This window comes from Brevibacillus massiliensis, assembly GCF_000311785.1.
GTDB lineage: Bacteria > Bacillota > Bacilli > Brevibacillales > Brevibacillaceae > Brevibacillus_C > Brevibacillus_C massiliensis.
Genome location: NZ_HE978537.1, coordinates 178732 through 204272, shown reverse-complemented (window position 1 = coordinate 204272; position 25541 = coordinate 178732). Strand labels below are relative to the sequence as shown.

The following is a 25541-nucleotide window of genomic DNA, read 5'->3' as shown; positions in this document are numbered from 1 at the left end:
CGGGTCGCAGTCAGCCAGATGCCTACTGCCAAAAGGCGCGTAGTCCTCCTTTTTCGCGCTTTTTTGATCCTCCTGCGGTCACTTCCTTTCTATTTGGTATCCATGTGAAAAGGGGGGAGAGGCCAAGGCAGCCCCTCCCTGACCCTTATGACCAATACGCCAGGGTGCGCTTGTACAGCATTTCGCGGTACTGCTCTGTGGACGTGGGCAGGATTTCGCCGCTGGTGTAGTCCATGATCACTCCGTAGCGGCGAATCAGGTCGAGTTCGTCAATTTCACCGGCACGGAATTTTTGCGCGACAGAAGCGATGTCTTCCCACAGCCACTCCTTGCGGTGGGCGCGGATGTACGCGCGCTCTGTCTCGGTCGCCTCCCAGTCAATTTCATAGTCATACACTTCCCAGTCGTTTTCTTTGATCACGACACCGTAATCTTTTCTCGCCCGCTCAATGGAGACGTACTGGTCGATTACGTCCTCCAGCACGGCGTGGGGATCGCGCTGCAGCGGGTCGCCCAGGCCGCCCCCGCCGGCAGAAGGGCGGTCAAAGGAGTCGCCCGGTTTTAAAGGGATGTTGGAAAAGACGGTGCCCAAAAACTTCTCATCGGCCGTGCCCGGATTCAGCCAGGCTCCGTGCGGGAGAGAGGGAAGTCCGCCGAGGATGCCCCAGGTGACCGAGCGGGAGCGGTCGCAGCAGTACGACATCACCGTATTTTCGCAGTTGGTCAAAATGCCTCCCTTACGCAGTCCGCACCCGCCGCGATACCGGCCCGGCCCGCCGGAATCGGTGACGATCTCGTGATGCGTGGTGATGACCGGAGAAAGCCGTTCCTGGCCTTCGCAAGGCTGGATGCTGAGACCCACGCCAAAGACGGGCGACAGCACATTTCCGCCGTCTTTGTGGGCACGTCCGCCGTGTCCGCCGGCCATCCAGTCGTACCACATGAAGTAGTTCTGGTATCCTTCGCGCCGGTCCCAGCCGCCGATCAAGAGGTACTCCAGATTGAACGAACAGGCGAGCGCCCGCTCCGGCATGATGTAGGACCAGAGTTCAAAGATGGCGTTCATGATTTTTTCGTACGCCCCCGAGCAAAAACCGGTTACGGCGACCGGCCACGGAGCATTGACGACGGAATTTTCCGGCAAGTTCACGTGCACCAGCCGGTAAAATCCGGAGTTGAGCGGGATGTCCGGAAAGAACGTCTTCGTCCCGGAGATGACGGCGGAGAACGATGCGCCGAACCCGGAGTTGAGAAAACAGCTAATCGCCGGATGGGAACCGGACAGGTCGTAAAAGAGTTCGTCGCCTTGAATCGTCAGCTTGATCCGAATCGGGATCAGCATGTCGCCGATTTCCGGATCCATGTCGATGTAGTCGGTCGTCTCCCAGGTTCCGTCCGGCAGATCGGAAATTTGCCCCCGGGCCAGTCTTTCGACGTAGTTTTGCACCTCATCAAAGGCTGTCAGGACAGTGTCTGCGCCGTATTTCTCGATCAGCCGCAAAAGCTGCAGCTCTCCCACCCGGGTCGCCTCCGCCTGGGCCCGCAAATCCCCCAGGCGCTCTTCCGGCACCCGCATGTTGGAGACGAGCAGGCCGGCGACATCTGTCAGGTAGTTCCCTTTGCTCCAGATGCGCACGGGCGGGATGCGCAAACCCTCTCCGTAGTGGTCTTTTGACTGGACGTTGAACGAACCGGGCACGTAGCCGCCCACGTCGGCCCAGTGGCCGTTGCACTGCATGAACGAGATCAGCTTCCCCTCGTAAAAGACTGGCCGGATCACGCGGACATCGCAAAAATGGGTCCCGCCGCGATAAGGGTCATTGATGAGAAACACATCTCCGGGGTGAATGTCGTCGCCGAAGTCCTCAATGACGGCTTTTGCCGACAAGTGAAGCGTGCCGACGTGAACCGAGATGTCCTGCGTGCCCTGCATGATCGTGTTGCCCCGAGCGTCGCAGATCGCCGAGCTGAAGTCCCGGCTGTAGATGACAAAGGAATAGCAGGTGCGCAAAATTTGTTCCGACATCTGGTCGACGAGATTGACAAAGGCGTTTTTTAACACTTCAAAAGTGACGGGGTCCAGTTTGGTTGGTGTTGCATTTGTTTCAGCCATATCTTTTACCCTCCCTTTTAGTAAGTTAAGAGGATGTTTTTATACGCATCCACCTCGGCGGTAAATCCGGGCGGCACTACGACCGTCGAGTCCAACTGCTCGACGATCGCCGGTCCGTGAAACACAGAGCCGACGGGGATTTTGCTGCGGTCGTAGACGGTCGTCTCCACATAGCCGCCGCCTTCCTCGAAGTAGACGCTGCGGATTTCCTTGACGGCATCTTCGAGATGTCCATGCGGCTCTTCGGTGGGCAGGGCGGGTTTTGGCACGACCCCGGTCGCTTCCACGCGCAGGCCGTAGATTTCCACGCCCTGATCGGGGATTGGAAAAGGCGAATTCCCGCTCGTGCTCCCGGTGGAACAGCTCCAGCGCCTCCGCGAGCGAGCTGGCCGGCCGGGAGAGCGGAATGGAGAGCGAGCGCCACTGGCCGATGTAACGCATGTCGATATAGCGGATCAGCTGAACGTTCTCCACTTCGACCCCTTCTTCACTGAGCAGCTTTGCCGCCTGTTCCTCCATCTCCCTGTACGCTGTTTCCAGATCGTCGGGGGTGACGTCTTGGGCCCGGGCCAGGTAGGTGCGGAACAGGTCGTGCCGGACGTCGACCAAGAGGCAGCCCATGGCGGAAGTGATGCCGGGATAGGGCGGGACGATGACAGTGGGGATCTCCATCTCTTTGGCCAGGTGAGCGCCGTGCAGCGCCCCTGCGCCGCCGAACACGACCAGGGCGAAGTCGCGCGGGTCGTATCCGCGCCGGATCGAGATCAGGCGCAGCGCGTCGCACATGTTGGCGTTTGCCACCTTGATGATCGCATTGGCAGCTTCCACTTCGCTGTAGCCAAACGGCGCCCCGATCTTTTCCGCGATTACCTCTCTCGCCCTCTCCTTGTCCAGGATGAGCTGTCCGCCCAGCAGATGCGTGTTCAGCCGTCCGAGCAGCAGGTTGGCATCGGTATTGGTCGGCTGCTGTCCGCCTTTTTGGTAGCAGGCCGGTCCAGGGGCGGCACCGGCGCTGTGAGGGCCGTTTCGCAGCGAACCGCCCTGATCGATCCAGGCCAGGCTGCCGCCACCAGCCCCAATGGTCAAAATCTCGATGCTGGGAAAGCCGATCGGATACCCGTACTCGATGTACCAGTCCTTGGTGACGCGCAGCTGCCCGTCGAACATCAGCGAGATATCGGTGCTGGTACCGCCCATATCCAGGCCGATCGCATTTTGGAAACCGCACAGTTTGGCGATGTGGGCGCTGGCGATGGCCCCGGCGGCGATTCCGGAGCTGGCGAGTCGGGCAGCGAAGCGCGGCACAGTATCGGCAGTCATGACGCCCCCGCCCGAGTGCAGCACGAGCACATCGCCGCCATACCCTTCTTCCTGCAGGGATGCCGACAGTTCCTTAATATAGGAACCGACAATGGGTCCGAGGACAGCATTGACAATCGTCGTGCTGATCCGCTCGTGTTCGAACATCTCCGGAATGGTTTCACTGGAGGTGCAGATGTACGCCTCCGGCAGCTCTTCCTGAAGGATCGCCTTCATTCGCTGTTCGTTTTCCGGGTTGACATAGGCGTTCATAAAGCCGATGGCAACGGATTCGATTCCTCGTTTGCGCAATATTCCCGCGATTTCTCTTGCCTCCTGTTCATTCAGGGGCGTGATGAGCTGACCGGAGTAGTCGATTCGCTCGGTGACCTCGAAGCGGTCACGCCGACGGATGTAGGGGGGAGCGACATCTTCGTACGCGTCCCACAGGTCGAGCTTTGTGCCGCGCCGGATCTCCGGCACATCGCGAAAGCCCTTCGTCGCGATGAAGGCTGTTTTGGGCAGCCGTCTGGTGATCAGCGCATTGGTGCCGACCGTCGTGCCGTGGGAAAACAGCGTGATTTCCCCAAGGGGAACGTCGGCTTGCTTTACGCCCTGCATAATGCCCTCGGCCGGGTTATCAGGCGTAGAGGATACTTTGGTGACCGTAATCTCTCCTTTCTGTTCGTCAAAGATAAAGACATCGGTAAATGTGCCTCCTACGTCAACTGCAACGCGATAATGTCCCACGCAGCCTCCTCCTTTTGCGCTTTGATGTTAAACATACATCGTCACTCGTTCGTGCACATTCAATGCCAAGCGGGACCCGCGCGAAAAAAAGCCCGTATGCATGTCAAATCGTCCCGCTCAAAAGCGATTGGCGGGAACGGAAGCTTTCATTTTTGGAAGATGTCTTTTGGTTTTGAAATCCGACGAAACATGCCGTTTGCAGCAAAGTTGTTTTCATTCACAGCGGGCTGTGCTAAGATAGAATGGAATATAGACAGAAAATTCGAATAACAAAAGAGAGGTTCTGGTTGCATGACCATCCCGCTTTTGCTCGTGCTGTGCTCGGGCATTATGCATGCCGCTTGGAACTTTATCACCAAGAAGGAAAAGCACAAAACCGTGTTTCTTTGGATGGCGACGTTTGTGGCTTTTTTTCTTTTGCTGCCTTTTTTTATCGCGGAACTGGCCCATTTCCGCATCCCCCTGCACGTCTGGTTTTTTGTCGCGCTGAGCATCTTGTATCAGATCGGGTACTACCTGCTGCTGGATAAAGCTTACACATATAGCGATTTGTCCCAGGTCTACCCGCTGATCAGGGGAACGGGCGCGCTGCTGGTGACGGTTTTGGGAGTTATGCTGTTTCGCGAATCGCTCAGTTGGATCGGCTGGGTCGGCCTTGACTGCATCGTGGGTGGGCTGTTTGCCATCAGCGGGATTTCGCCGTCCAAAATCACCGGGGGGAATGGCCCGGGGCTGAAGGGCGTGGCAGCCGGAGTCGGGGTGGGGCTTTGCATCACAGGGTATACCGTTGCCGACAAGGTGATCTTGCAGCACATGTCTCCGATCATTTTGATCCAGTTGACTTACATCACGTATTTGTTGATTGCGCTGCGCACCGTGCTGAGGTCGCAAGCGGCCGTCGGCGAATGCCGGAAGCATTGGCACACCGTGCTGCTCGGAGCTTTGCTCGTTCCCGGCTCGACGATGCTGTTCATGTTTGCCATGCAGCTGTCGCCACTTTCCTACGTGGCCCCGATACGGGAGATCGGAACCGTGATCGGAACAGTGCTGGGGATCCTCGTGTTGAAGGAGCTCCGGGGGGTGAGGCGGGTCGCGATGTCGATCGTCATCACAGCCGGCGTTATTCTGATCGGCATTGGGAGATGACTTGTTGTGAGAATTTTTCAATAATGAAAGAGTCCTGTTCAATATTGAAATGTCCAGGTGGATGAATGGCGGGAAAACGAAGGCGTTTCAGCACGTCCAGCCCTGGCATGGAATTTGCACTTCATCACGGGAACACGGCGTTATCACGCGTTAAGGAGTGAGCTTCGTTGCAAATCGAGTACACATATACGTTTGACATTCCGCGGGAACACGTTTGGAAGTACATCCAGGATGAACAGGTGCTGAAGAAGTCGCTGCCGGGCTGCCAGTCGTTTCAAGAGGTGAAGGAAGGCGTCTACCACGCTGAAATGGGCCTGAGCGTCGGACCGGTGAAGGGGCTGTTTACCGGAGAGGTACAGCAAGTCGACCAACAGGAGCCCGCCTTTTATCGGCTACTCGTCCGGGGCAAGGGGAAACCGGGTGAAATCGATGCTGTTGCAGATATGAAATTGGAAGAGGAGGGGCAGGGAACCAAGCTGATCTGCACCTCGCAGGTACAGGTGACCGGAGTTCTTGCGTCGGTAGGGCAGCGGGTGATGGGCGGCGTGGCCAAACTGGTTCTGGGACAGTTTTTTAAAGCAGTAGATAAGGAAATGAAGCAACTTATGTTGCCTTCATGATACATATTTTTGAGGAGGTGGATCGTCGTGACGAAAAGGACAGAAATTTCAGTAACCGTAAACGGCGTCGCGAAAAGCACGGAAGTGGATTCACGCATGCTGCTTGTACACTTCTTGCGCGATGAGCAGGGCCTCACCGGCACGCACATTGGCTGCGACACCAGCCAGTGCGGTGCGTGTACGGTGCTGTTGAACGGGGAGGCCGTCAAATCCTGCACAGTGCTGGCGGTGCAGGCAGACGGCGGGGAAATCACGACTGTGGAGGGCCTGGGCGACATGCAGAATCTGCACCCGATCCAGCAGGGATTCTGGGAAAAGCACGGATTGCAGTGCGGCTTTTGCACATCTGGCGTGATGATGGCATCGGTCGGCTTGCTCCAGCAGAATCCCGATCCCACCGAGGCAGAGATCAGGGAAGCGCTGGAGGGCGTCATCTGCCGCTGCACCGGTTACCAATTCATCGTCAGCGCCGTCCAGCATGCGGCCAAACTGCTGGCCGAAAGCGGCAGCAACGCGGTTGACCAAGGCACAGTACAAGTAGGGGAGGGAAGCTGACAATGGCTGGTTTGGTTGGAGCACGTATCAAAAGAAAAGAAGATCCCCGCCTGATTACCGGAAACGGCAATTTCACCGACGACATCAAGCTGCCGGGCATGCTGCACGCCGCTTTTTTGCGCAGTCCTTACGCCCACGCCCGGATCAAGCGAATTGACGTATCGGAAGCGCTCAAGCTGCCGGGCGTGAAAGCTGTCTTTACCGGAGCGGACATCGCCAAAAAAATGAAAGCGGTTCCAGCGATGTGGTTTGTCACCGGCGCCGACCTCAAGCCGAAACCGCGGAGTCCGCTCGCTGTAGACAAGGTCTTGTACGCCGGTGAAGCCGTGGCGGTGGCGGTGGCCGAGGACCGCTATACGGCTCGTGATGCCCTGGACCTGATCGTGGTGGAGTACGAGGAACTGCCGGCGGTCGTCGGGCAGGAAGCGGCGATGCAGGAAGGGGCGCCGCTCGTCCATGAAGACGTGCCGAACAATCTCGCCCTGGTCTGGAAGGCGGGCGAGATCCCTGACGAGGTGTTCGAACAGGCAGAGGTCGTCGTCAGACAGCGGTTGTACAACCAGCGGGTCATCCCCAATCCGATGGAGACGCGGGCAGCCGTCGCCCAGTACAATCCCGGCAGCGGCGAGATGACGATCTGGTGTACGACGCAAAACCCGCACATCCACCGCATGGTCTATTCCGAGGTGCTCGGCATTCCCGAATCGAAGCTGCGGATTATCGCTCCGGATGTAGGCGGCGGCTTTGGCGCGAAAATCGCTACTTACACGGAAGAGGCCGTCGTCGGATGTGTAGCGCGTGAGTTGAAGCAGCCGGTCAAATGGGCGGAGGAGCGGAGCGAACATTTTAAGGCGACGACCCATGCCAGGGATGAGGTGATCGAGATCGAGCTGGCCGGGACGCGGGACGGCATCATGACGGCCCTGCGGGTAAAGAATACCGCCAATCTGGGGGCGTACCTGTCCACGTTTGGCGCCGGCTGCCCGACGATCGATTTCGGCTTGATGGTGACCGGAGCCTACACCATCCCGCGGGCGGCGGTCGTAACGTACGGCGTCTACACCAACACCACGCCGACTGACGCGTATCGAGGAGCGGGCAAGCCGGAGGCGACGTTCCAGATCGAACGGGCGGTAGACCTGTTCGCCCGCGAAATCGGCATGGATCCCGTCGAAGTCCGGCGGAAAAACATGGTGCAAAAAGAGGCATTCCCTTTCTCCAATCCGATGGGGTGCGTCTACGACAGCGGCGACTACCATCTCACGCTGGACAAAGCCTTGGAGATGATCGACTATCAGGCGCTGCGCCAGGAGCAGGAAGAGCTGAGGAAACAGGGCAGGTACATCGGCATCGGCGTATCCACGTACGTTGAGCTGTGCGGATTCGGCCCGTCAAAGGTGGCGGGAGCGATCGGATTTCAGGGCGGCGTATGGGAGAACAGCACGGTGCGCGTTCACCCCAGCGGAAAAGTAAACGTCTATACCGGGACATCGCCGCACGGTCAGGGAACGGAGACGGCCTTCTCACAGGTGGTGGCGGAAAAACTGGGCATCCCGATGGAGGACGTGGAAATCATCCACGGCGATACCCAGAGCATCTCCATGGGGTGGGGAACGTACGGTTCCCGGACGACAGCCGTAGGCGGGGCCGCGGTCGCGATCGCCACCGACCGGGTCATCGAGAAGGCGAAAAAGATCGCCGCACACGAACTGGAAGTGGCGGAGGAAGATTTGGAATTCTCCGAAGGCATCTTCCAAGTCGCGGGGGTTCCCGGACAGGCCCGCACGTTCCAGGAGATGGCCAAGTCGGCCAATTTTGCCTGGAACCTGCCGGAAGGCATGGAGCCTTCCCTGGAGGCGCAGTCGTTCTTCGACCCGTCCAACTTCGTTTACCCGTTTGGCGCTCACATCTGCGTCGTGGAAGTGGACGGGAGTACCGGCCAGGTGGAGCTGAAACGGTATGTCGCCGTCGACGACGTGGGGCGCGTGATCAATCCCATGCTGGCCGAGGGCCAGGTGCATGGCGGCGTCGCCCAGGGCGTCGGGCAGGCGCTGTGGGAAGGCGCGGTCTACGGGGAGAACGGACAGCTTTTATCCGGGACGTTTATGGACTACACGATGCCGAAGGCCCGCTTCTTCCCGACCATTGAGACGGCCTTTACCGAGACCCCGTCACCGGTCAATCCGCTCGGTGCCAAAGGGATTGGAGAGACCGGCACGACAGCGGCACCGCCGGCTGTCGCCAATGCGGTGATGGATGCCCTGAGGCCGTTTGGGATCAAAGATTTGGATATGCCGCTGACGCCTGAGAAGGTGTGGAAGGCGATGCGAAACGGGGGGAGTGGCGAATGATACCGAGTGCATTTGAGTACGTCCGTGCAGCTTCCGTAGAAGAGGCGATCCGGCTGCTGCAGGAGAGCAACGGGGAAGGGAAGCTGCTCGCCGGCGGACACAGTCTTGTCCCGTTGATGAAATTCAGGTTGACAACACCGGGAAAACTGGTCGATATCAGCCGGATCTCCGAGCTGCGCGGGGTGCGGAAGGAAGGGAACCGGCTGGTCGTCGGAGCGTTGACGACTCACAGCCAGTTGGCGTCAGATCCGCTCGTTCGCGAGCACATCCCGGTCCTGGCTGATGCGGCCCGCCAGATCGGCGACCTGCAGGTGAGAAATCGCGGAACAGTCGGGGGAAATATCGCCCACGCCGATCCGGCAGCCGATTTGCCGGGGGTGGCGCTGGCACTTGACGCGCTCGTCGAGCTGCACGGCGAGGACGGGCAGGAAGTGGTGGAAATAGACGGCTTTTTCCTCGGTCCGCTGATCACCGCATTGCCGGAGACAAGTCTGGTAACGTCTGTCTCCTTCGCGGTGCCGCCGGAGGGAACGAAGAGCGTCTACCTGAAATACCCGCATCCTGCGTCCGGGTATGCCGTGGTCGGGGTGTGCGCTGTCGCCGGTACCGACCCGGACGGAGTAGTCAACTATGTGCGGATCGGAATGAACGGGGTGGCCGATGTCGCGTACAGAGCGACAGCGGCAGAGCAGGCGCTGCTCGGCCAAAGAGCGACAGCGGAGAATATTCGGGAAGCGGCAGCGCTGGCGGCTGAGGACGGAGAGATCGGCAGCGACCTGTTCGCTTCCGAAGAATACAGGCGACATCTCAGTGCGGTCTATACGGAGCGTGCGCTAAGTCAGATTTTGCTGTAGCCGAGGGCTGTCACAAAAGTGGACCCGCTCCGTGAAAAAGAGCGGGTCCACTGCTATCTGCACCGCTGCAGGAAGAGAAGGGAATGAGGAGCATCCTGGAACAGATTGCCACGATTGAAAACGCATTTCGGGATCAGGGTTATGTAACCGATCAGGCTCAAGCGACTGAGTTGCACCTCGTCATGGCCCTGCAAAAACCTCTGCTGGTGGAAGGGCCGGCCGGCGTCGGGAAGACGGAGATCGCAAAGGTGTTGGCTCGTGTGCTGGGCACTCGCTTGATCCGGCTCCAGTGCTATGAGGGGCTGGATGTGAATACAGTCCTGTATGAATGGAACTACCAGAAGCAACTGCTTCACCTCAAACTGACGGAGAACAGCGGAGCAACGCCCCAGGAGAGGGAGGCGGAGATTTTCAGTCCGGCGTTCTTGCTGCGCCGCCCGCTGCTGGAAGCGATAGGTGATGAGCAGGCGTCGCCCGTCTTGCTGATTGACGAGGTTGACCGGGCCGACGAAGAGTTTGAAGCGTTTCTGCTGGAGGTCCTCGCCGAATTTCAGGTGACCATCCCGGAGCTGGGCACCATCACCGCTGTCCATCGTCCTTATGTTGTGCTTACCTCAAACCGGACGCGGGAGCTCGGTGACGCGTTGCGCCGCCGGTGTCTCTACCAGTGGATCGACTACCCGAATCCCGAGAAGGAAGCGGCCATCCTCGCAGTCAGGCTGCCCGACATCGACATGCGGCTGGCCCAGCAGATTGCCGGTGTGATGGAGCGACTGCGCCGCATGCCGCTGAACAAGGTTCTCGGCGTCGCGGAAAGCTTGGACTGGGCCCAGGCCCTGATGGTCTCCACCGGGGACAGCTGCCCGAAGAGGCGGTCAGGGCAACGTTCGGCTGTTTCCTGAAAGACCGTGGAGATTGGGAATTGGTGGAAAGTGCATTGCAAAGCGGAACACTGCTTGCCGGGAGCAGCGAACATGGCTAAGCTTTCCGATCGCGTGCTGGCGTTTGGCCGGCGCTTGCGTGAGTGCGGCTTCTCGTGCGGTCCCGGAGAATCGATAGAGGCCTTGCAAGCTTTGACGGCGGTAGATATTTCAGATGAAAGGCAATTCCGTTTGGCGCTCCGGTTGGTGTTTTGTTCCAGCAGAGCAGAACAGGAGAAGTTCGACCAGCTCTACCAGCGCTTTTTCCACTCGAGCGGTTCCATGGAGGCTGACAGCCAGGCTCCTCTGATCTCTGCGGCCAGCGGAAAACAAGCGCCGGGTACGGATGGGAAGACCGGACCGGACACGGCGGATTCATCGAAGCCCGGCGACAGCTTCGGGATGGGGCTGAACGATGGCGCAGGCCATCAGGTGCAAGGCAGCTGTTCGAGAACGGCAGAAGGCATGTGGCGGGCCGCTCGACCCAGCCGCCATACAGCGGATCATCAGGCGGCGGCGCGGGTTTTGGCCGACCAGCTCGGCGAAATGCTGAATGCCGCAAAAATGTTTGCCGCAAGCGTCCGGCTGAAGCGAAGCAGGCGCTGGCGAACGGATCACAAGGGAAGGCGCCTGGACTTTCGCAGCACCTTGCGAAACAGCCTGCAAGCGGGCGGTGACGCTATCTTCCCTGCCTGGAAGGGACACCCGCTTCGCAAGGCGCGGTTTGTCCTGTTGTGTGACACCAGCCGCTCCATGGCGGGGGCTGCCGAAAGATTCCTGCAGTTTGCCTATGCGCTCACCCGCAGTCCTAGAGGATTCGTCCAGTCGGCTGTTCGTCGCGGAGGAAGGTACGCCGATCGGCAGTCTCGGCGACGAGACGCTGCATCTCAGGTCGTCGAGCTGGCTAGCCAGAAGCTGTCCGAGCAGTCCCCGAAGTCGGAGACGAGGGAGATTCTCCTGCCGGGCGGAAAAATGGCGAGCGTCTTCCTCGATGTAAATGTCCCATCGGCGGAGTTGATGATCTTCGGCGCAGGGCACGATGCCATCCCGCTGGCGAAGGCAAGCCTCGACCTGGGATTGAAAACGACGGTGGTCGATCCGCGGCCGGGGTACAACACAGCCGAACGCTTTCCGGGAGCGGTGCGCATCCTCGCCAATGCCGAGACGTACGGGGAACAGGTCAGCATCGGCCGGCGCACCTATGTCGTCGTCATGAATCACCACCTGGAGCGCGATCAGGAAGCGCTGCGGTTCGCCTTGCAATCGAAGGCGCCGTACGTAGGCGTGCTCGGCCCGCGCTCCCGCAGCAACCGCCTGCTGGAAGCCCTGGAGAGGGCAGGCGTGACCTTTCGGGCAGAAGAGCTGGCCCGCATGTTCAGTCCTGTGGGACTGGATATCGGGGCCGATTCGCCGGAGGAAATCGCCGTCAGCATCATGGCCGAGGTCTTGGCCTTCCGCAGCGGCCATGGCGCGGGCTTCTTGCGCGAGCGCCCCGGCATCCATCAGCCTGCGGCAAGATAACGTAAAGGGGGGAGAAGGGATGTGAAACCGCAGGTATCAGCAGTGATCCTCGCTGCAGGGATGTCGACGAGAATGGGTGAGCCGAAACAACTGCTGAAGCTGGGAGGCAGCTGTCTGCTGGAGCGGGTGATCCGCCAAGTGCTCGCGGCGAAGGTGGCCGAGGTGATCGCTGTGATCGGCTACCGGGCGGAGGAGATCCAGCGCGAAATCCGCATTGCCGACTCCCGGTTTCGCTGGGTGGTCAATCCCGCTTTCGCTTCCGGGCAAAGCTCTTCGCTTGTCCGGGGAATGCAGGCGGCAGCCCATCCGGCAGTCATGGTATTTCTCGCCGACCTTCCCCTGATCGCAGACGAAACCATCCAATCCGTCATGCAGCGGGGAGCGGGCCTGCTGTCGGAATGGCAGGAGCCCTTTGTCGTGCAGCCCGCTTTTCAAGGCGATGCAGGCCACCCCGTCTTTTTCGGCAACGTAGATGCAGAAGCATTCCACAAATTGGAAGGCGACCAGGGGGCGAAGCCGATACTGGGGACGATGCGGCAGCGAATCCGGATCCCGGTGGACGATCCCGGCATCCTGTTTGACATCGACACCCGGGAGGCGTACAGGCAGGCCCTGTGGATGCTCGAGAGAAAAAGTTCTGATGTGACAATACCCGGAGGTGAGGGAAAATGAGCAATCTACATACCCGATACGAGTACGGCGGGGACGAGTTTGTTTTCGTTCAACTGTCGGAAGAGATGAGCCTGGAAGCCAATTTTAAAGGAATTGCCATCACCAGGAAACTGAAGGAAAAAAATATCGAAGGGATTTTGGATATTTGCCCGTCCAACGCGTCATACATGGTGCGTGTCGACCCCGACGTGTTTCACCCGGACGACTTGATCAAAGAGCTGAAGGCGATAGAAGAGTCGGTCAAAGACCTGGACGACATCACGATCAGCTCCCGCTTGGTCGACGTGCCGGTCTGGTTTGAAGATCCCTGGACACATGAAGCGGTCATGCGCTTTCGCGACCGGCACCAGGATCCCGAGTCGACCGATCTGGAGTACTCGGCCCGCATCAACGGCTACGCCAGCAAAGAGGAGTTTATCGACGCGCTGACGCGGGCTCCCTACCTGGTTTCCATGATCGGCTTCGTTCCCGGTCTGCCCTGGTGCTTTCAGATCGTGCCGCGCGAGAAGCAGATCGAAGTGCCGAAGTACGTACGCCCCCGTACGTTTACCCCGGAGCGGACCTTCGGTTTTGGCGGCGCCTTCTCCGTCATCTATCCGGTGCAGGGAGCGGGCGGGTACCAGATGTACGGGATCGCCCCGGCGCCCATCTACCAAAAGGAACAGACCCTGCCTGACTTCCGCGATTCGATGGTGTTTCCGAAGCAGGGGGACATCTTCCGCTACAGGAGCATCACGAAAGAGGAATACGAGGAGATCAGAAGTCAGGTCGAGGCGGGAGAGTTCGTCTACCGCAAGAAAGAGTTCTCGTTTACGCCAAGCGACGTGCTGGCCGACCCGGAGAAGTTCTCGGAGATGGTAATGGGGAGGTTATACCATGATTAAAGTGATCAAGCCCGGATTGCAGACGACTGTTCAGGACAACGGCAGAATCGGACTCTACGAGATTGGCATGCCTCCCTCCGGCGCGATGGACAAATACGCTTTTACAGTCGCCAACCTCCTGGTAGGCAACCACCCCAATGCCGCTGTGCTGGAGATTACCTATCTGGGGCCGGAGCTTTTGTTCGAGCGGGGGATGCGCATCAGCCTGACGGGGGGGCAGATCCCGCCCAAAATCAACGGCGTCTCCGTGCCGATGTGGGAAACGCTGGAGGTCAAAGCGGGTGACGTCTTATCGTTCGATTTTGTCCAGATGGGGGCGAGGACGTATCTCGCTGTCGAAGGCGGCATCGACGTGCCGCTGGTGATGAACTCCCGCTCTACCTATACGCTGATCGGGATCGGCGGTTTTGAAGGCCGGGCGCTGGCCGCCGGGGACGAAGTGCCGATCGGCGAGATGAAAGTGAAAGACGTCAAGGCGGGGACAAGGATTTCTCCGGAATTGATTCCCGTCTACAGCAAATCACATGAGATCAGAGTCGTAGTCGGCCTCTGCAGCTACCGCCTGACCGAGGAGAGCTTGCAAACCTTCCTCGAAATCGAATGGACGGTCACCCCTGAGGCAAACCGGATCGGGTACAGGCACAAGGGCGAGCGGCTCCGCTTCGTCGAGCGGGAACAGCCATTCGGCGCGGGGAGCAACCCGTCCAACGTCACCGACCTGGGGTACCCGATCGGGTCAATTCAGGTTCCTGACGGCGTAGAGCCGATCGTGCTGCTCCACGATGCCGTGACCGGCGGCGGATATGCGACGATCGCGACCGTCATCAGCAGTGACCTGAATCGAATGGCGCAAATCAAGACCAACGAAAAAGTGCATTTCGTCGCTGTCACGTTGGAACAGGCGTTGCAGGCGCGGCGGGAAGTCCAGGAGAAATTGAAGCGGATAGCGGATGCCGTTTGATCAGAAAAAAGTCCAAGGGGGAAGCAAGATGAGCCAGAAAAAAGCAATACTCTCTCCGCTGCCGGGAGTTTTTTACCGCAAACCGAGCCCGGAGGAAGCCGAATTCTTCAAAGAGGGGGATGCGGTCAAAGCGGGGGATACCGTGGGATTGATCGAAGTGATGAAAAATTTCTACGAAGTGAAGGCGGAAGAAGACGGCATCATCGAAAAGTTTGTCGTGGATAACGAGGGAATTGTCGACGCAGGGCAAGAGCTTCTGGTGCTTAAATAATGCTGTGCCGTTTTGCGGACAGCAAGCGTGAGGAGTGAAACGGGTGAAAGTCGATCTGAACTGCGATATGGGGGAGAGCTTCGGTCTTTACCAGATGGGCAATGACGAGGAAATGATGAAATACATTTCTTCCGCCAACATCGCCTGCGGCTATCATGGAGGCGATCCGCACGTGATGGCGAGGACCGTCAGGCTGGCGAAGGAGCACGGAGTCAGCATTGGCTCCCATCCCGGATTTCCCGATATGATGGGGTTTGGCCGCCGCTACATGACAGCCTCCGCAGAGGAAATCAAGGATTACGTCCTTTACCAAACCGGGGCCCTGCGGGAATTTGCCGCCGCCAGCAAACTGGAACTGCAGCACTGCAAGCCGCACGGGGCGCTGTACATGATGGCGATGGAAGATGAGAAAATAGCCAGGGCCATTCTGGAAGGACTGGCGAGTGTCTCCGACAAGATGATCGTCTTCGCGTTGAACGGCTCGGCGGTCGCAGAGATCGGCCGGCAGATGGGCATTCCGATCGCCAGGGAGGTGTACGCCGACCGGGAACATACGAAGGATGGCTCGATTGTCTTGACCCGTACAGGTCCGACGATCAAGGATTACACAGAGATGGCACAGCGGGTCGTCCGGATGGTGAAAGAGGGCAGGGTGCGGACGCCTGACGGCGAGGAGGCCGAGGTAACGGCGGACACGATCTGTATTCATGGAGATACGCCGGGGGCGATCGAGTTGGTCAAACAGATCCAGGCCGCGTTTCAACAGGCGGGGATCGCGATTCAACCGGCGCGCGATGTATTGAATGTCTCATAACGTGGATAGATGGACAGCCAACTTGACAACAGGTTGGCTGCTTTTTTTCAAATCTGAAAATATTCGCATGCTTTGCCGCCCTTTTTGCTATAATAATAGATGTGGGAAAATTCCAAACACTTAATCTCTCTGGAGGGGTCGCATTGATTGTGTGGAAAAATGCTTTGCAACCTGTTTACTTCCCGTTGCCGAAAGAGAGCACACTGCTGGAAGCGCTCGAATTGTTGGAGGAGAGCCAGGCTGATTTGCTGCTGGTCAGCGATGAACAACAGGAGATTATAGGATACGTCGACCGGAATTCCCTTTTGCAACAGATCAATGCCACGCAAGACCTCAGAGGTCCAATCGAGTACAAGATCGACATTCTGAAGGTGCCGGAGCACAGCCCAATCACCTTTTATCACAATATCTCCGTCGTCCTGGGAGTGGACGACGCGGGAAACATCACGGGGTATATGACGACCCAGGAAGCGCGAAACCAATTGAGCCAGTACAAGCTGCAGCAGCTCAACCAGATATTCAACAGCTCCGGCACCGGGATCATTACGACCAATTCCAATTTTGAAATAACTTTCATGAATGAAACGGCTGAACAGATACTGGGTTTGTCCAAGAGCGTACTCTTATACCGCAACTACAAGACCCTGCTCAGCATGGACAAAGACCTGGAGGAGATCCTCTCGGGCAAGCAGCTTTTGAGCATCAAAAGCTCGATCAATTTCAAGCAGATCAGCGGAAATTTCTCGCCGCTGCACGAGAACGGCAAGATCATCGGGATTGTCCATATTTTCTCGCCGCGGGAGCAGCACGAGGAAGCCGTCAAGGAACTGGAGATGGTCCGCAATCTGAATGACGACCTGCAGGTGATCTATTCTTCGGCAAACGAACAGATCATCGTCGTCAACCATCTGGGAGAAATCGTCCGCATGGCAGGAACCTTTTTGCAGGAATTCTGGCAGGAAGACAGCCCGGAAGAATTGGTGGGAAAAGACGTCCACCAGTTAGAGAAAGACGGCATCTTTCAGCCAAACATCGTCGATTTGTGCCTGGTCCAGAAGAAAAAGCTTTCGATGATCCAGGAGTCGAGGAGCGGCCGGAAGATCTGGTCAGTCGCTACGCCCGTTTTTCACGAGGACAGGGTTGAGAAGGTCGTGATCCTGTCCCGGGATATAACGGAAATCAACGAGCTGCGGGCGGAACTGGAGCTGGCCAAACGAAAGTCAAAAGAGTACAAGCAGGAGTTGGATGAGCTGTTGACCAGACAGGATATCCAGCGGAAGCTGGTCTTTCGTTCGCAGGTGATGGAACGGCTGGTGGACGAGCTGAAGCACATCTCCCGCGTGGACTCCACCGTGCTTTTAATCGGCGAATCGGGCGTCGGGAAAGAAGTGTTCGCACAGGCCATCCACGAGTACAGTCCGCGCAAAAACGAACCTTTTATCCGGGTGAACTGCGGCGCCATACCGGAAAACCTGATGGAGAGCGAGCTGTTCGGGTATGAAAAGGGCGCCTTTACCGGAGCCGACCAGAGGGGAAAGCCGGGGCTGTTCGAGTTGGCCCACAGGGGCAGCATTTTTTTGGACGAGGTGACCGAATTGCCTTACAACATGCAGGTGAAGCTGCTCAGGGTGCTGCAGGAGCGGGAAGTCATGCGGGTGGGCGGCGTGAAAACAGTGTCGGTCGATGTGCGCGTGATTGCCGCCACCAACCAGAATATCAAGCAGCTGGTGGCCCAGCAGAAGTTTCGCGAAGACCTGTACTACCGCCTGCACGTCATTCCCCTGGAAATCCCGCCGCTTCGGGCGAGGAGGCTGGATATCGTCCCCTTGTCGATTCATTTTTTGCAGCAATTTAACGAACTGCACAAATTGGATAAGCGTCTGACCAGGGAAGCCCTGGAGGTCCTGGAAGGCTACGATTGGCCGGGGAATATCCGGGAATTGCAAAACGTCATCGAACGCCTGATGGTGACGACGAGAGCAGACGTCATTTCCCAGGAAGATGTTTTGTCCAACCTGTACGGCGGGCTTGCCCGCGACCGGGAGAAAAAGCCGCTGGTCCAGGAAATCATGCCGCTGAAGGAAGCGGTGGAAGAGGTGGAAAGCCAGTTGATCAGCATGGCGTTGAAAAAGTACGGCACAGCCTACAAGGTGGCAGAGGTGCTGGGTGTGAGTCCCGCTACCGTCAGCCGGCGCATGCAAAAACTGCTGTACTAAGGTATAAGGGGGAGTCTCTTTGTTTACCCTGCCGGAAACGAGGTTTGACTTTGGCGGAGACGAATACATCTACGCCGAAATTTCCCGGGATATGAGTGAGGAGAGCAATTTCAAGGCGCTGGCGATCACCAATGAACTGCGCAGGCGGCAAATTCCCGGAATCCTGGACATTTGTCCTTCCAATGCCTACTATCTGGTGCGGTTTGACCCGGAGGTGATCTCGGCCAACGATCTGCTGGAGTACTTAAAGGAGATCAACATCACCAAGAGCAATCCCTCTCATCGTAGATATTCCCATCTGGTACGACGACCCGCTGACCAGAGAATACGGGCGTCGGTTTCACGAGCGCAATTTTACCCGGGAGGAGATCAGCAATTTTGAACTGGTGATGAAGCTGAACGGATTTACGGATAAAGAGCGGTTTATCGAAGCTCATTCGTCCTGTCCCTATCTGATTACGATGATGGGCTTTATTCCCGGCACGGCCTGGGAGTACCCGCTCGGGATGGAGAAGGAAAAGATCATTCAGACCCCCAAATACGCCAGCCCGCGCACCGATACCCCCGGCCGGGCGGTGGGCCTCGGCGGGGCGTTTACGGTGATCTACCCGCTGTCTGCTCCCGGCAGCTATCAGTTGATCGGCATGTCCGCCGTTCCCGTATTCGATCAGGAGCGGCGCTTGGAAGATCTGAAAGACACCTTCTTTCTGGCGCGTCCTGGGGATATCTGGAAACATCGGCCGATAGGCGAACGGGAGTATCAGCAGATTGTCCGCGAAGTGGAAGCGGGAACCTACAGGTATCGGATCAAATACGTCGATTTTTCTCCGGAAGAGTACTTTGCCAAAAGAAGAGCGTACATCAAGCAGCTAATGGAGGATTTTTAGCATGTTGACGATCATCGACGGAGGCCTGCAAACACTGGTGCAGGATCTGGGAAGAAAAGAGTACTACCACCTCGGGGTGCCTCCCTCCGGGGCTGCAGACAAGTACTCCTATCTGCTGGGGAACATCCTGCTGGGGAATCCGCATGATTACGCCGCATTGGAGATCACCATGCTCGGGCCGAAGATCGAGGTGAGGAAGAAGACGGTCATTGCCATTACGGGTGCGCCCGTCGAGGTCTTGCACAATGGGCAGCCTGCTCCGATGTGGGAGACGATCAGCGTGCAGGAAGGGGATATCATCAGCTTCAAGGCGGCATCGCGGGGAGTAAAGACCTATCTGTGCGTGTCCGGCGGCATCCAGGTGCCCGATGTGCTCGGCTGCAAATCCACGTACACGCTGAGCCATCTCGGCGGCTTCAAGGGGAGGAAGCTTGTGGCCGGGGATGACGTGCCGATCGGAGAGCCGCTGCCCGGCGTGTTCCATCACGTCGGCAAGCGGATCCCGGATGAGTTCATTCCTGAGTTTCCCGCTTCTGCCGATATTCGCGTGGTGATGGGCATCTCCAGTTACCGGCTGAGCGATGAGGGAATAAAAGCGTTTTTGGATTCCGAATGGCGGGTCGGCCTCGAATCAAACAATGTGGCGTACCGCTACACAGGCGCCAGAGTGGCGTTCAAGCCGCTCGATCCGCCGTTTGGCACCGGCAGCAATTCGTCCAATGCGGTCGACATCGTCTACCCCGTCGGTGCGATCATGGTGACGAATGAAGAAGAGTTGATCCTGCTTCTGCGCGACGCCACGACGGGCGGAGGTTACGTCACGATCGGCACGGCGATCAACGCCGATCTCGACTTGATCGCCCAGTCCAGGCCGCATGCGACCACCCGCTTTCTCGCTGTAACCGTCGATCAGGCGATTGCCGCGAGACTGCAAAAGAAAAAGCGGCTCTTGGCGGTACAGGACTTGCTGCGTTAGCCGAGAGAAAGAATAAAAAGGCGGGATGTCCGCCTTTTTTACCGGATGTTCGCTTGAATGACGCTCCAGTCGCCCTGTGTGAAGCTGCCCATGTACCACAGGGAGACGCCGTGGAGCCCGTAGTACTTGGCGATCCAGAGCTTTTTCTCGATGCTTTCGGCGTTTTCGTACCAAAGCTCATGCTTGCCGCGCTCGTCGGCAAACGTGATCCGCTCCAGGAAGTAGGGAACAGAAAACTGCGCCGCAGTGTTCGGCATCTGCAAACGCTGCTCAACCAGGTCGACCGAAGGATACTGCAGGGAGACTTCGCTGGCTGTCTGAATCCATTGGTTCGCCTGTTTGGAAATCCCCAGCACCAGTTTTTCCCGGGGGATGTCGCCGAGCGCAATGCGGATCGATTCCGCTACCAAAGGCAGCGGAGCGGAGGGCAGGCTGCTTTCCTTGTGCGTGAAATCGTAGGCCATCAAAATGACTTGATCTGCTGTCTGCCCGATGGCTAAAAGGTCGTACCCCTTGTAGTAGAACGTCGGCGGGACGGCTACAGTCAGGGTTTTACCTCCGAGATTGGCTTTCAGCTGTTGGATAAAGGATGTGTAATTGTCCTTGTCTGTTGCATCCGTCAGACCTTCAAAATCGAGGGCAATCCCCGTAAAGCCGTACTTTTCGTCTGCCATTGCCGCCTGCGCCGTCTGGATGAACATCTGGCGGGCCGGCTGATCGCCGAGAAACTTGCTGAGCGTGCCGTTTTGATTGTCTGCGTAAACCATCAGTTGTTTGAAAACATTGCTGCGATTTGCCGCCTCGATAACCGTTTCCCAGCCCTCGGGGACCGAGTATTCGGTCGAAACCGTACTTAAACGGCCATTGCCTGCTCCACTGTATTCAAGATGGGACCAGCCGAAGATGACGTTGGACAGGAGGTTCATTTTGTCGATGCTCTGGTACGAGCGGATGGCGTAAAAGCCGGTGCCGGTCAGCTTCGCGTTTTTGATGCCTTGATCGATCGCGGCGTACAGGATGGCGGCCGCTTCCCGCCGGGTCAAGGAAGAGCCGGGACGAAACGTTCCCTTGTCGTCTCCGATCATGATCCCTTGATGGGAAGCGTAGTAAACGTACGGAGCGTACTCTGCTGAAATCCCGTTCGCGTCGGAAAAATGCCGGGCTGCCTGTTCGGCCTTCCAGCCGGTTTCCAGCCACTGCGCTTGCTGCTCAGCCGACAGCTGCCGGAACAAGTAAGAGCCGACGAGCATCGCTACTTCCTGCCTGGTGATATTGCTTGCCGGCCGGAGGGCCTGGTCTTTTGCCATGAAGCCGATCAAGCCTTTGTCGTAGGCGCGCTTTATGTACGGGTATGACCATCTGCCTGTGTCAACGTCTGAAAACGACGGTCCCGCATTGCCGTCATTGCCGGCTGGCGACAGCGATTTTACCAGCATGGTGATGAACGCCTCGCGGGTCACTGCGTCGCCCGGTCGAAACGTCTGGTCTTCATATCCGGAAATGATGTTCAAGGCGGACAGCATGTAGATTCTGTCCTTCGCCCAGTCGTTCTGTGCGACGTCTTTAAACGGCGTCAGCCGGGCGTCGTAGGCAAAAGCTTGTCCCATCCAGGCAAACAGCAGGATGGCGCAAAGCAGCACGGTCTTTTTCCACATGTTTCTCTCTCCCTTATGCTTCGTCTCACCTTATCGTAACGGATTGCCGCTCTTTTTTCTACGAATGAAATGCAAATTCAAAAAACTTGGGCGCTTGACGTCGGGGTGGACAGGCGGCGAAAAGACAGAAAAGGCGGAATACAGTACCAAAAATAAAGTAAAATGGGGGAAAAGGAGGAGTTGTCATGGCCGACGTTGTGTTTCTTGATGGGCAAGTGGTAACAGTGGATGGCAGCAGCCGGATTGCCGAGGCGGTGGCGGTAACCGGCAACCGGATCGTCGCAGTGGGCACCAATCAAGAGGTGGAAGCTTTGATTGGCGAGCATACCCGGGTGGTCCATTTGCAGGGGAAAAGCCTGCTGCCCGGTTTTATCGACTCCCATCTGCACATTACGTTGCACGGTACGAATAAACTGGGGGTCGATTGCAAAGCGCCCGGGATGGAAACCCTGGACGATCTGTTTCAGGCCTTACAAGAAAAAGCGGCACAGACGCCAACAGGAGAGTGGGTGAGGGCCTCGGGTTTTAACGAAAGCAAAATCGCCGAGGGCCGCTTCCCGACGAGGTGGGAACTGGACGAGATTTCCCGGGAGCACCCGATCTTTGTCATGCGAACCTGTGCCCACCACTCCATCGTCAACAGCCTGGCGCTGGAGCTGGCCGGATTTGACGAGCGGACGCCTGACCCTGCCGGGGGGAGGCTGGATCGCGATGAGCAGGGACGGTTGAACGGAGTGCTCGTGGAAACCGCCCATATGCAGATGTTTGAAGCGGCAGGGTACAACGAAGCCGAGCTCATCCGGGGGCTGTCGCTCGCATCAGCCGACTTTGTCGCTGCCGGGATCACCAGCGTCCACGACGCCGGGGGGTATGGCCCGCACAACATCAGGGCGATGCAGCAGGCCGTCCGGGCGGGAGACGTAAAAGTGAGGATTTACGCGATGGCTGCCGCGCTGAACCGCTGCGAGGACGTCGTCCGAAAAATGCTGGACGCGGGCATCGTGACCGGACTGGGCGATGAAAGGTTCAGGATCGGCCCGGCAAAGGTCTTTACTGACGGAGCCAGCTCCGTGCCGACGATGGCCATGCGGCAGCCGTATACAAGCAAACCGGACGACTGCGGGATTCTCTACTTTTCGCAAGAGGAGCTGAACGCGATCTTGGGCGAAGCGCATGCCCAGGGCTTCCAGATTACCGCCCATGCCCAGGGAGACAGGGCGATTGAAATGATGTTGAACTGCATCGAGACCGCGCTGGAAAAGCATCCGCGCCAAAACCACCGCCACCGGATTGAACACGCCGGCGTTGCGATGCCGGATCTGGTGGAGCGGATGAAGCGGCTCGGGGTGATCCCGATCCCGAACCCGCCGTTTTTCTACGAATTCGGCGATGGGTACATCAAAAATATCGGCGAGCGGGTCCATCACATGTTTCCGGCCCGCGATTACTTCGACCAGGGGATTATCGCGGCGGGCGGCTCCGACTGTCCTGTCACCGACTTCAACCCGCTCCTTGGCATTCACGCGTCGGTCAACCGGAAAAGCCGGGCGGGCGTGGAGGTAGGGGCGAATCAGCGGATCAGCGTGATGGAGGCGATTAAGCTGTACACCTGGAACGGGGCCTACGCGAGTTTTGAGGAAGATCTGAAAGGAAGCATCGAAACGGGAAAGCTGGCTGATCTGGTTGTGCTGGACGACAGGATTCTCGACATACCCACAGAGGATATCAAGGATCTGCGTGTAGAGCTGACGATGATCGACGGAGAGATCGTCTACGAGCGTCGGTAGGCAGGCGGAAAAAACTTCCCCTCAGGCACAGGTGAAATGCGTCCGGAGGGGAGTTCATCTCCGCTAAAACGGGTATTCCCGCGGCTGTAATTGGACCGAGATCCACTTCACCGTGGTAAATTCATGGAGCGCCCATTCCCCGCCGTAGCGTCCCAGACCGGAAGCCTTTTCGCCGCCAAAAGCGACGATCGGTTCGTCATTGACTCCCTGGTCGTTTACATGAATCATCCCGGTTTCGATCTGCTTCGCTACTTCTACGCCGTGCTCGATAGAACCCGCGTGAACGGCCCCGCTCAATCCGTATTCACTGTCATTGGCCACGCGAATGGCTTCTTCCTCGCTGTCTACGACGATGACGCCGACAGCCGGACCGAAGATCTCTTCCTGGGCGATTGGCATATCATTGGTGACGTGGGTCAGGATCGTCGGGGCAAAGACATTGCCTTCCACCTTACCCTGCAGGGCGTATTGCGCTCCCGCCGCCAGGCTTTGGTCGATTAATTTTTGGATGCGTTCCACCTGTCTGTGATTGATCAATGGCCCCACCACGACATCCTTGTCTCTCGGGTCTCCGTATTTCAGCCGGGACGCTCTTTCCACGAAGGCCTTGACAAACCCCTCATAGGCCGGACGTTCAACGATGATCCGATTGAGCGACATGCAGATCTGCCCGCTGTTCAGGAATTTCCCAAACGCCGCAGAACCGGCTGCCCTTTCTATATCCGCGTCTTTGAGCACGAGCATCACATTGTTGCCGCCAAGCTCCAATGCCACCCGCTTGAGATGTTTGCCGCACAGTTCTCCGATGTGGCGGCCGACCGGAGTCGAGCCGGTAAAGGAGATGATGCGCGGGATCGGATGCTCTACGAACGCATCGCCAATTTCAGCGCTTCTGCAGACGGTGACATTTAACAGCCCTTTGGGAATTCCGGCATCGTCAAAAAGCTTGCCCAGGAACAATCCGCCTGAAATCATCGTCTGCTGGTCGGGCTTCAACACCACTCCATTGCCCGCAGCCAAAGCAGGCGCCAGGGAACGCATGGTCAGGTGGAACGGGAAATTAAAGGGACTGATGATGCCTGCGACACCTGCAGGTTTATGGTAGATGCGGTTTTCCTTTCCGGGGATGACGGACGGCATGATCTTGCCCTGCATCCGCAGCGGGAAAGTGGCCGCTTCCTTCAGAATGCCCATTGCGGCATCTGCTTCGATATTGGCTTTCAGATGGGAGGCCCCGTTTTCTTCGATGAGGATGCGGATGATTTCCTCCCGTCTTTCCTTCAGTAATTCCGCAGCTTTTTCCATTACGGCTACCTTTTGATAGGCATTGACCGCCTCCCATTCTTGTTGGGCTTCTTTCGCCGCCCGGTAGGCTTGATCCACGTCTTCTGCGCTGGCCAAACGGATTTGAACCAAGGTGCTCTCATTGTAAGGGTTTTGGTCCGTGTAAACCGTCTGGCTGCGGCCTTCCCTCCATTGACCGCCGATAAACTGCAGATTCCACTTGGCAAATGCCGACATCTTGCTCACATCCAATCCTCTCGTGTGTTCAGGTTCACTGGGGGTTTTCAATCGCTTCGATCACCTTTTCGGCAGTGCTTCTGCTTGACATCGGATTTTGGCCTGTGACCAAATCGCCATCCCGAATCGAGAAGTCGGTCCACTTTTCTCCGGAGACAAAGATTCCACCCTTTTCCCTCAACTTGGATTCCAGCAGGAACGGCATATGCTGATCGAGCTGCATCTCCCTTTCTTCCTCGTCGGTGAAGGAGGTGATCTTTTTTTCTTTTACCAACGGAGTGCCGTCCTTGTAGGTTGCGTTTACCAGACCGGCCGGGCCATGGCATACCGCTCCAATCACTTTTCCCTGTTCGGCAAATTGCTGCAGTACATATTGCAAGGTCTCACTGTCCGGAAAATCGAACATCGTGCCGTGACCGCCGGGCAGAAAGATTGCGTCGAAACCGTTCGCGTCTTCTTTGCTCAGCGCTGCCGTATGTTTCAGCTCGGCTTCCGCTTCTCTCCACTCGGCGTTTGCTTCGTCAGGTATGCTGTTGGGGTCGAGTGCCACTTCTCCGCCGCTGATGCTCACCACCTTGACGTCATAGCCCTTCGAGCGAAACACATTGTAGGGAACAGCGAATTCCTCCAGCCACAAGCCTGTTTTGTGATCGTCTGTGATCCTGGTATGATTGGTTACCACCATCAAAATGCGTTTGTTATTTGACATGAACAACGGGCACCTCCTGTTGGATGATCGATAAACTGGGTTTCAGCACAAGATTCATC

The 25541-nt window shown here is 57.6% G+C and carries 22 protein-coding genes and 1 pseudogene; 17 read left to right on the top strand and 6 right to left on the bottom strand.

Features of this window, described 5'->3' with window-relative positions:
* Positions 1-145: 145 nt before the first annotated feature.
* From HGBM_RS08455 to HGBM_RS27040, 3 genes and pseudogenes are all read right to left on the bottom strand, one after another.
* The gene (locus HGBM_RS08455; protein WP_019120659.1) at positions 146-2113 is read right to left on the bottom strand and encodes a hydantoinase B/oxoprolinase family protein; all 1968 of its coding nucleotides are present in this window, start codon (positions 2111-2113) and stop codon (positions 146-148) included.
* A 17-nt stretch (positions 2114-2130) separates the two neighbouring features.
* Positions 2131-2382: a hypothetical protein gene (locus tag HGBM_RS31600; RefSeq protein ID WP_245552904.1), complete on the bottom strand. Its 252-nt coding sequence runs from the start codon at positions 2380-2382 to the stop codon at positions 2131-2133.
* 163 nt (positions 2383-2545) lie between these two features.
* A pseudogene (locus HGBM_RS27040) lies at positions 2546-4162 on the bottom strand (hydantoinase/oxoprolinase family protein); the annotation flags it as partial.
* Between the two features lie 291 nt (positions 4163-4453).
* On the opposite strand from HGBM_RS27040, the gene HGBM_RS08445 reads away from it, so the two are divergent.
* The 16 genes from HGBM_RS08445 (at position 4454) to HGBM_RS08375 (ending at position 19810) form a co-directional block, all read left to right on the top strand.
* Positions 4454-5308 carry an SMR family transporter gene (locus tag HGBM_RS08445; protein WP_019120658.1) on the top strand — a complete coding sequence of 285 codons (855 nt, stop codon included), beginning with the start codon at positions 4454-4456 and terminating at the stop codon, positions 5306-5308.
* Between the two features lie 167 nt (positions 5309-5475).
* Positions 5476-5928, top strand: coding sequence for an SRPBCC family protein (locus HGBM_RS08440; protein ID WP_019120657.1), 453 nt, complete (start codon positions 5476-5478; stop codon positions 5926-5928).
* A 27-nt stretch (positions 5929-5955) separates the two neighbouring features.
* Entirely contained in the window at positions 5956-6483 is a 528-nt protein-coding gene (locus tag HGBM_RS08435; protein WP_019120656.1) for a (2Fe-2S)-binding protein, read from the top strand.
* Between the two features lie 2 nt (positions 6484-6485).
* Complete coding sequence (locus tag HGBM_RS08430) at positions 6486-8834, top strand: xanthine dehydrogenase family protein molybdopterin-binding subunit (RefSeq protein WP_019120655.1); 2349 nt, start codon at positions 6486-6488, stop codon at positions 8832-8834.
* Positions 8831-9688 (top strand): FAD binding domain-containing protein, encoded by an 858-nt coding sequence (locus HGBM_RS08425; RefSeq protein ID WP_019120654.1) that lies wholly within the window; start codon positions 8831-8833, stop codon positions 9686-9688. The genes HGBM_RS08430 and HGBM_RS08425 overlap by 4 nt, the downstream gene beginning before the upstream one ends.
* Positions 9689-9771: 83 nt before the next feature.
* Positions 9772-10590, top strand: a complete 819-nt coding sequence (locus tag HGBM_RS27035; RefSeq protein ID WP_245552902.1) for an AAA family ATPase — start codon at positions 9772-9774, stop codon at positions 10588-10590.
* Between the two features lie 72 nt (positions 10591-10662).
* Complete coding sequence (locus HGBM_RS28870) at positions 10663-12129, top strand: XdhC family protein (RefSeq protein WP_051029636.1); 1467 nt, start codon at positions 10663-10665, stop codon at positions 12127-12129.
* Between the two features lie 21 nt (positions 12130-12150).
* Positions 12151-12801: a nucleotidyltransferase family protein gene (locus HGBM_RS08410; protein ID WP_019120653.1), complete on the top strand. Its 651-nt coding sequence runs from the start codon at positions 12151-12153 to the stop codon at positions 12799-12801.
* A complete protein-coding gene (locus HGBM_RS08405) occupies positions 12798-13685 on the top strand; it encodes a 5-oxoprolinase subunit B family protein (RefSeq protein WP_019120652.1) in 888 nt (295 codons plus the stop codon). Before HGBM_RS08410 ends, HGBM_RS08405 begins: the two co-directional genes overlap by 4 nt.
* Entirely contained in the window at positions 13678-14646 is a 969-nt protein-coding gene (locus tag HGBM_RS08400) for a 5-oxoprolinase subunit C family protein (protein WP_019120651.1), read from the top strand. Before HGBM_RS08405 ends, HGBM_RS08400 begins: the two co-directional genes overlap by 8 nt.
* A 28-nt stretch (positions 14647-14674) precedes the next feature.
* Entirely contained in the window at positions 14675-14917 is a 243-nt protein-coding gene (locus HGBM_RS08395) for an acetyl-CoA carboxylase (RefSeq protein ID WP_026074279.1), read from the top strand.
* 43 nt (positions 14918-14960) lie between these two features.
* Entirely contained in the window at positions 14961-15731 is a 771-nt protein-coding gene (locus tag HGBM_RS08390) for a LamB/YcsF family protein (RefSeq protein WP_019120649.1), read from the top strand.
* Positions 15732-15880: 149 nt separating this feature from the next.
* The gene (locus tag HGBM_RS08385) at positions 15881-17947 is read left to right on the top strand and encodes a sigma 54-interacting transcriptional regulator (protein ID WP_245552913.1); all 2067 of its coding nucleotides are present in this window, start codon (positions 15881-15883) and stop codon (positions 17945-17947) included.
* Between the two features lie 19 nt (positions 17948-17966).
* Positions 17967-18329: a carboxyltransferase domain-containing protein gene (locus HGBM_RS32235; RefSeq protein ID WP_342626534.1), complete on the top strand. Its 363-nt coding sequence runs from the start codon at positions 17967-17969 to the stop codon at positions 18327-18329.
* Positions 18220-18834, top strand: a complete 615-nt coding sequence (locus HGBM_RS27025; protein ID WP_342626536.1) for a carboxyltransferase domain-containing protein — start codon at positions 18220-18222, stop codon at positions 18832-18834. The genes HGBM_RS32235 and HGBM_RS27025 overlap by 110 nt, the downstream gene beginning before the upstream one ends.
* A 1-nt stretch (position 18835) precedes the next feature.
* On the top strand, positions 18836-19810 hold the full coding sequence (locus HGBM_RS08375) for a 5-oxoprolinase subunit C family protein (protein ID WP_019120646.1): 975 nt from the start codon (positions 18836-18838) through the stop codon (positions 19808-19810).
* A gap of 38 nt (positions 19811-19848) precedes the next feature.
* Here HGBM_RS08375 and HGBM_RS08370 read toward each other — a convergent pair whose 3' ends face one another.
* Entirely contained in the window at positions 19849-21465 is a 1617-nt protein-coding gene (locus HGBM_RS08370; RefSeq protein ID WP_019120645.1) for an S-layer homology domain-containing protein, read from the bottom strand.
* 185 nt (positions 21466-21650) lie between these two features.
* Between HGBM_RS08370 and HGBM_RS08365 the strand changes: the two genes are divergently transcribed.
* Positions 21651-23252, top strand: a complete 1602-nt coding sequence (locus HGBM_RS08365; RefSeq protein WP_019120644.1) for an amidohydrolase — start codon at positions 21651-21653, stop codon at positions 23250-23252.
* A 63-nt stretch (positions 23253-23315) separates the two neighbouring features.
* Here HGBM_RS08365 and HGBM_RS08360 read toward each other — a convergent pair whose 3' ends face one another.
* Both HGBM_RS08360 and HGBM_RS08355 read right to left on the bottom strand, forming a co-directional pair.
* The gene (locus HGBM_RS08360) at positions 23316-24773 is read right to left on the bottom strand and encodes an aldehyde dehydrogenase family protein (RefSeq protein WP_026074278.1); all 1458 of its coding nucleotides are present in this window, start codon (positions 24771-24773) and stop codon (positions 23316-23318) included.
* A 34-nt stretch (positions 24774-24807) separates the two neighbouring features.
* Entirely contained in the window at positions 24808-25482 is a 675-nt protein-coding gene (locus HGBM_RS08355) for a type 1 glutamine amidotransferase domain-containing protein (protein ID WP_019120642.1), read from the bottom strand.
* Positions 25483-25541 lie beyond the last annotated feature (59 nt).

Bases quoted from the DNA above. Each gene is read 5' to 3' on its own strand.
- HGBM_RS08400 (WP_019120651.1), top strand. From the start codon at position 13,678: ATGATTAAAGTGATCAAGCCCGGATTGCAGACGACTGTTCAGGACAAC.
- HGBM_RS08425 (WP_019120654.1), top strand. From the start codon at position 8,831: ATGATACCGAGTGCATTTGAGTACGTCCGTGCAGCTTCCGTAGAAGAG.
- HGBM_RS08405 (WP_019120652.1), top strand. From the start codon at position 12,798: ATGAGCAATCTACATACCCGATACGAGTACGGCGGGGACGAGTTTGTT.
- HGBM_RS08360 (WP_026074278.1), bottom strand. From the start codon at position 24,773: ATGTCGGCATTTGCCAAGTGGAATCTGCAGTTTATCGGCGGTCAATGG.
- HGBM_RS08355 (WP_019120642.1), bottom strand. From the start codon at position 25,482: ATGTCAAATAACAAACGCATTTTGATGGTGGTAACCAATCATACCAGG.
- HGBM_RS08430 (WP_019120655.1), top strand. From the start codon at position 6,486: ATGGCTGGTTTGGTTGGAGCACGTATCAAAAGAAAAGAAGATCCCCGC.
- HGBM_RS08455 (WP_019120659.1), bottom strand. From the start codon at position 2,113: ATGGCTGAAACAAATGCAACACCAACCAAACTGGACCCCGTCACTTTT.
- HGBM_RS28870 (WP_051029636.1), top strand. From the start codon at position 10,663: ATGGCTAAGCTTTCCGATCGCGTGCTGGCGTTTGGCCGGCGCTTGCGT.
- HGBM_RS27035 (WP_245552902.1), top strand. From the start codon at position 9,772: ATGAGGAGCATCCTGGAACAGATTGCCACGATTGAAAACGCATTTCGG.
- HGBM_RS08375 (WP_019120646.1), top strand. From the start codon at position 18,836: ATGTTGACGATCATCGACGGAGGCCTGCAAACACTGGTGCAGGATCTG.
- HGBM_RS08365 (WP_019120644.1), top strand. From the start codon at position 21,651: ATGGCCGACGTTGTGTTTCTTGATGGGCAAGTGGTAACAGTGGATGGC.
- HGBM_RS08395 (WP_026074279.1), top strand. From the start codon at position 14,675: ATGAGCCAGAAAAAAGCAATACTCTCTCCGCTGCCGGGAGTTTTTTAC.
- HGBM_RS08445 (WP_019120658.1), top strand. From the start codon at position 4,454: ATGACCATCCCGCTTTTGCTCGTGCTGTGCTCGGGCATTATGCATGCC.
- HGBM_RS08370 (WP_019120645.1), bottom strand. From the start codon at position 21,465: ATGTGGAAAAAGACCGTGCTGCTTTGCGCCATCCTGCTGTTTGCCTGG.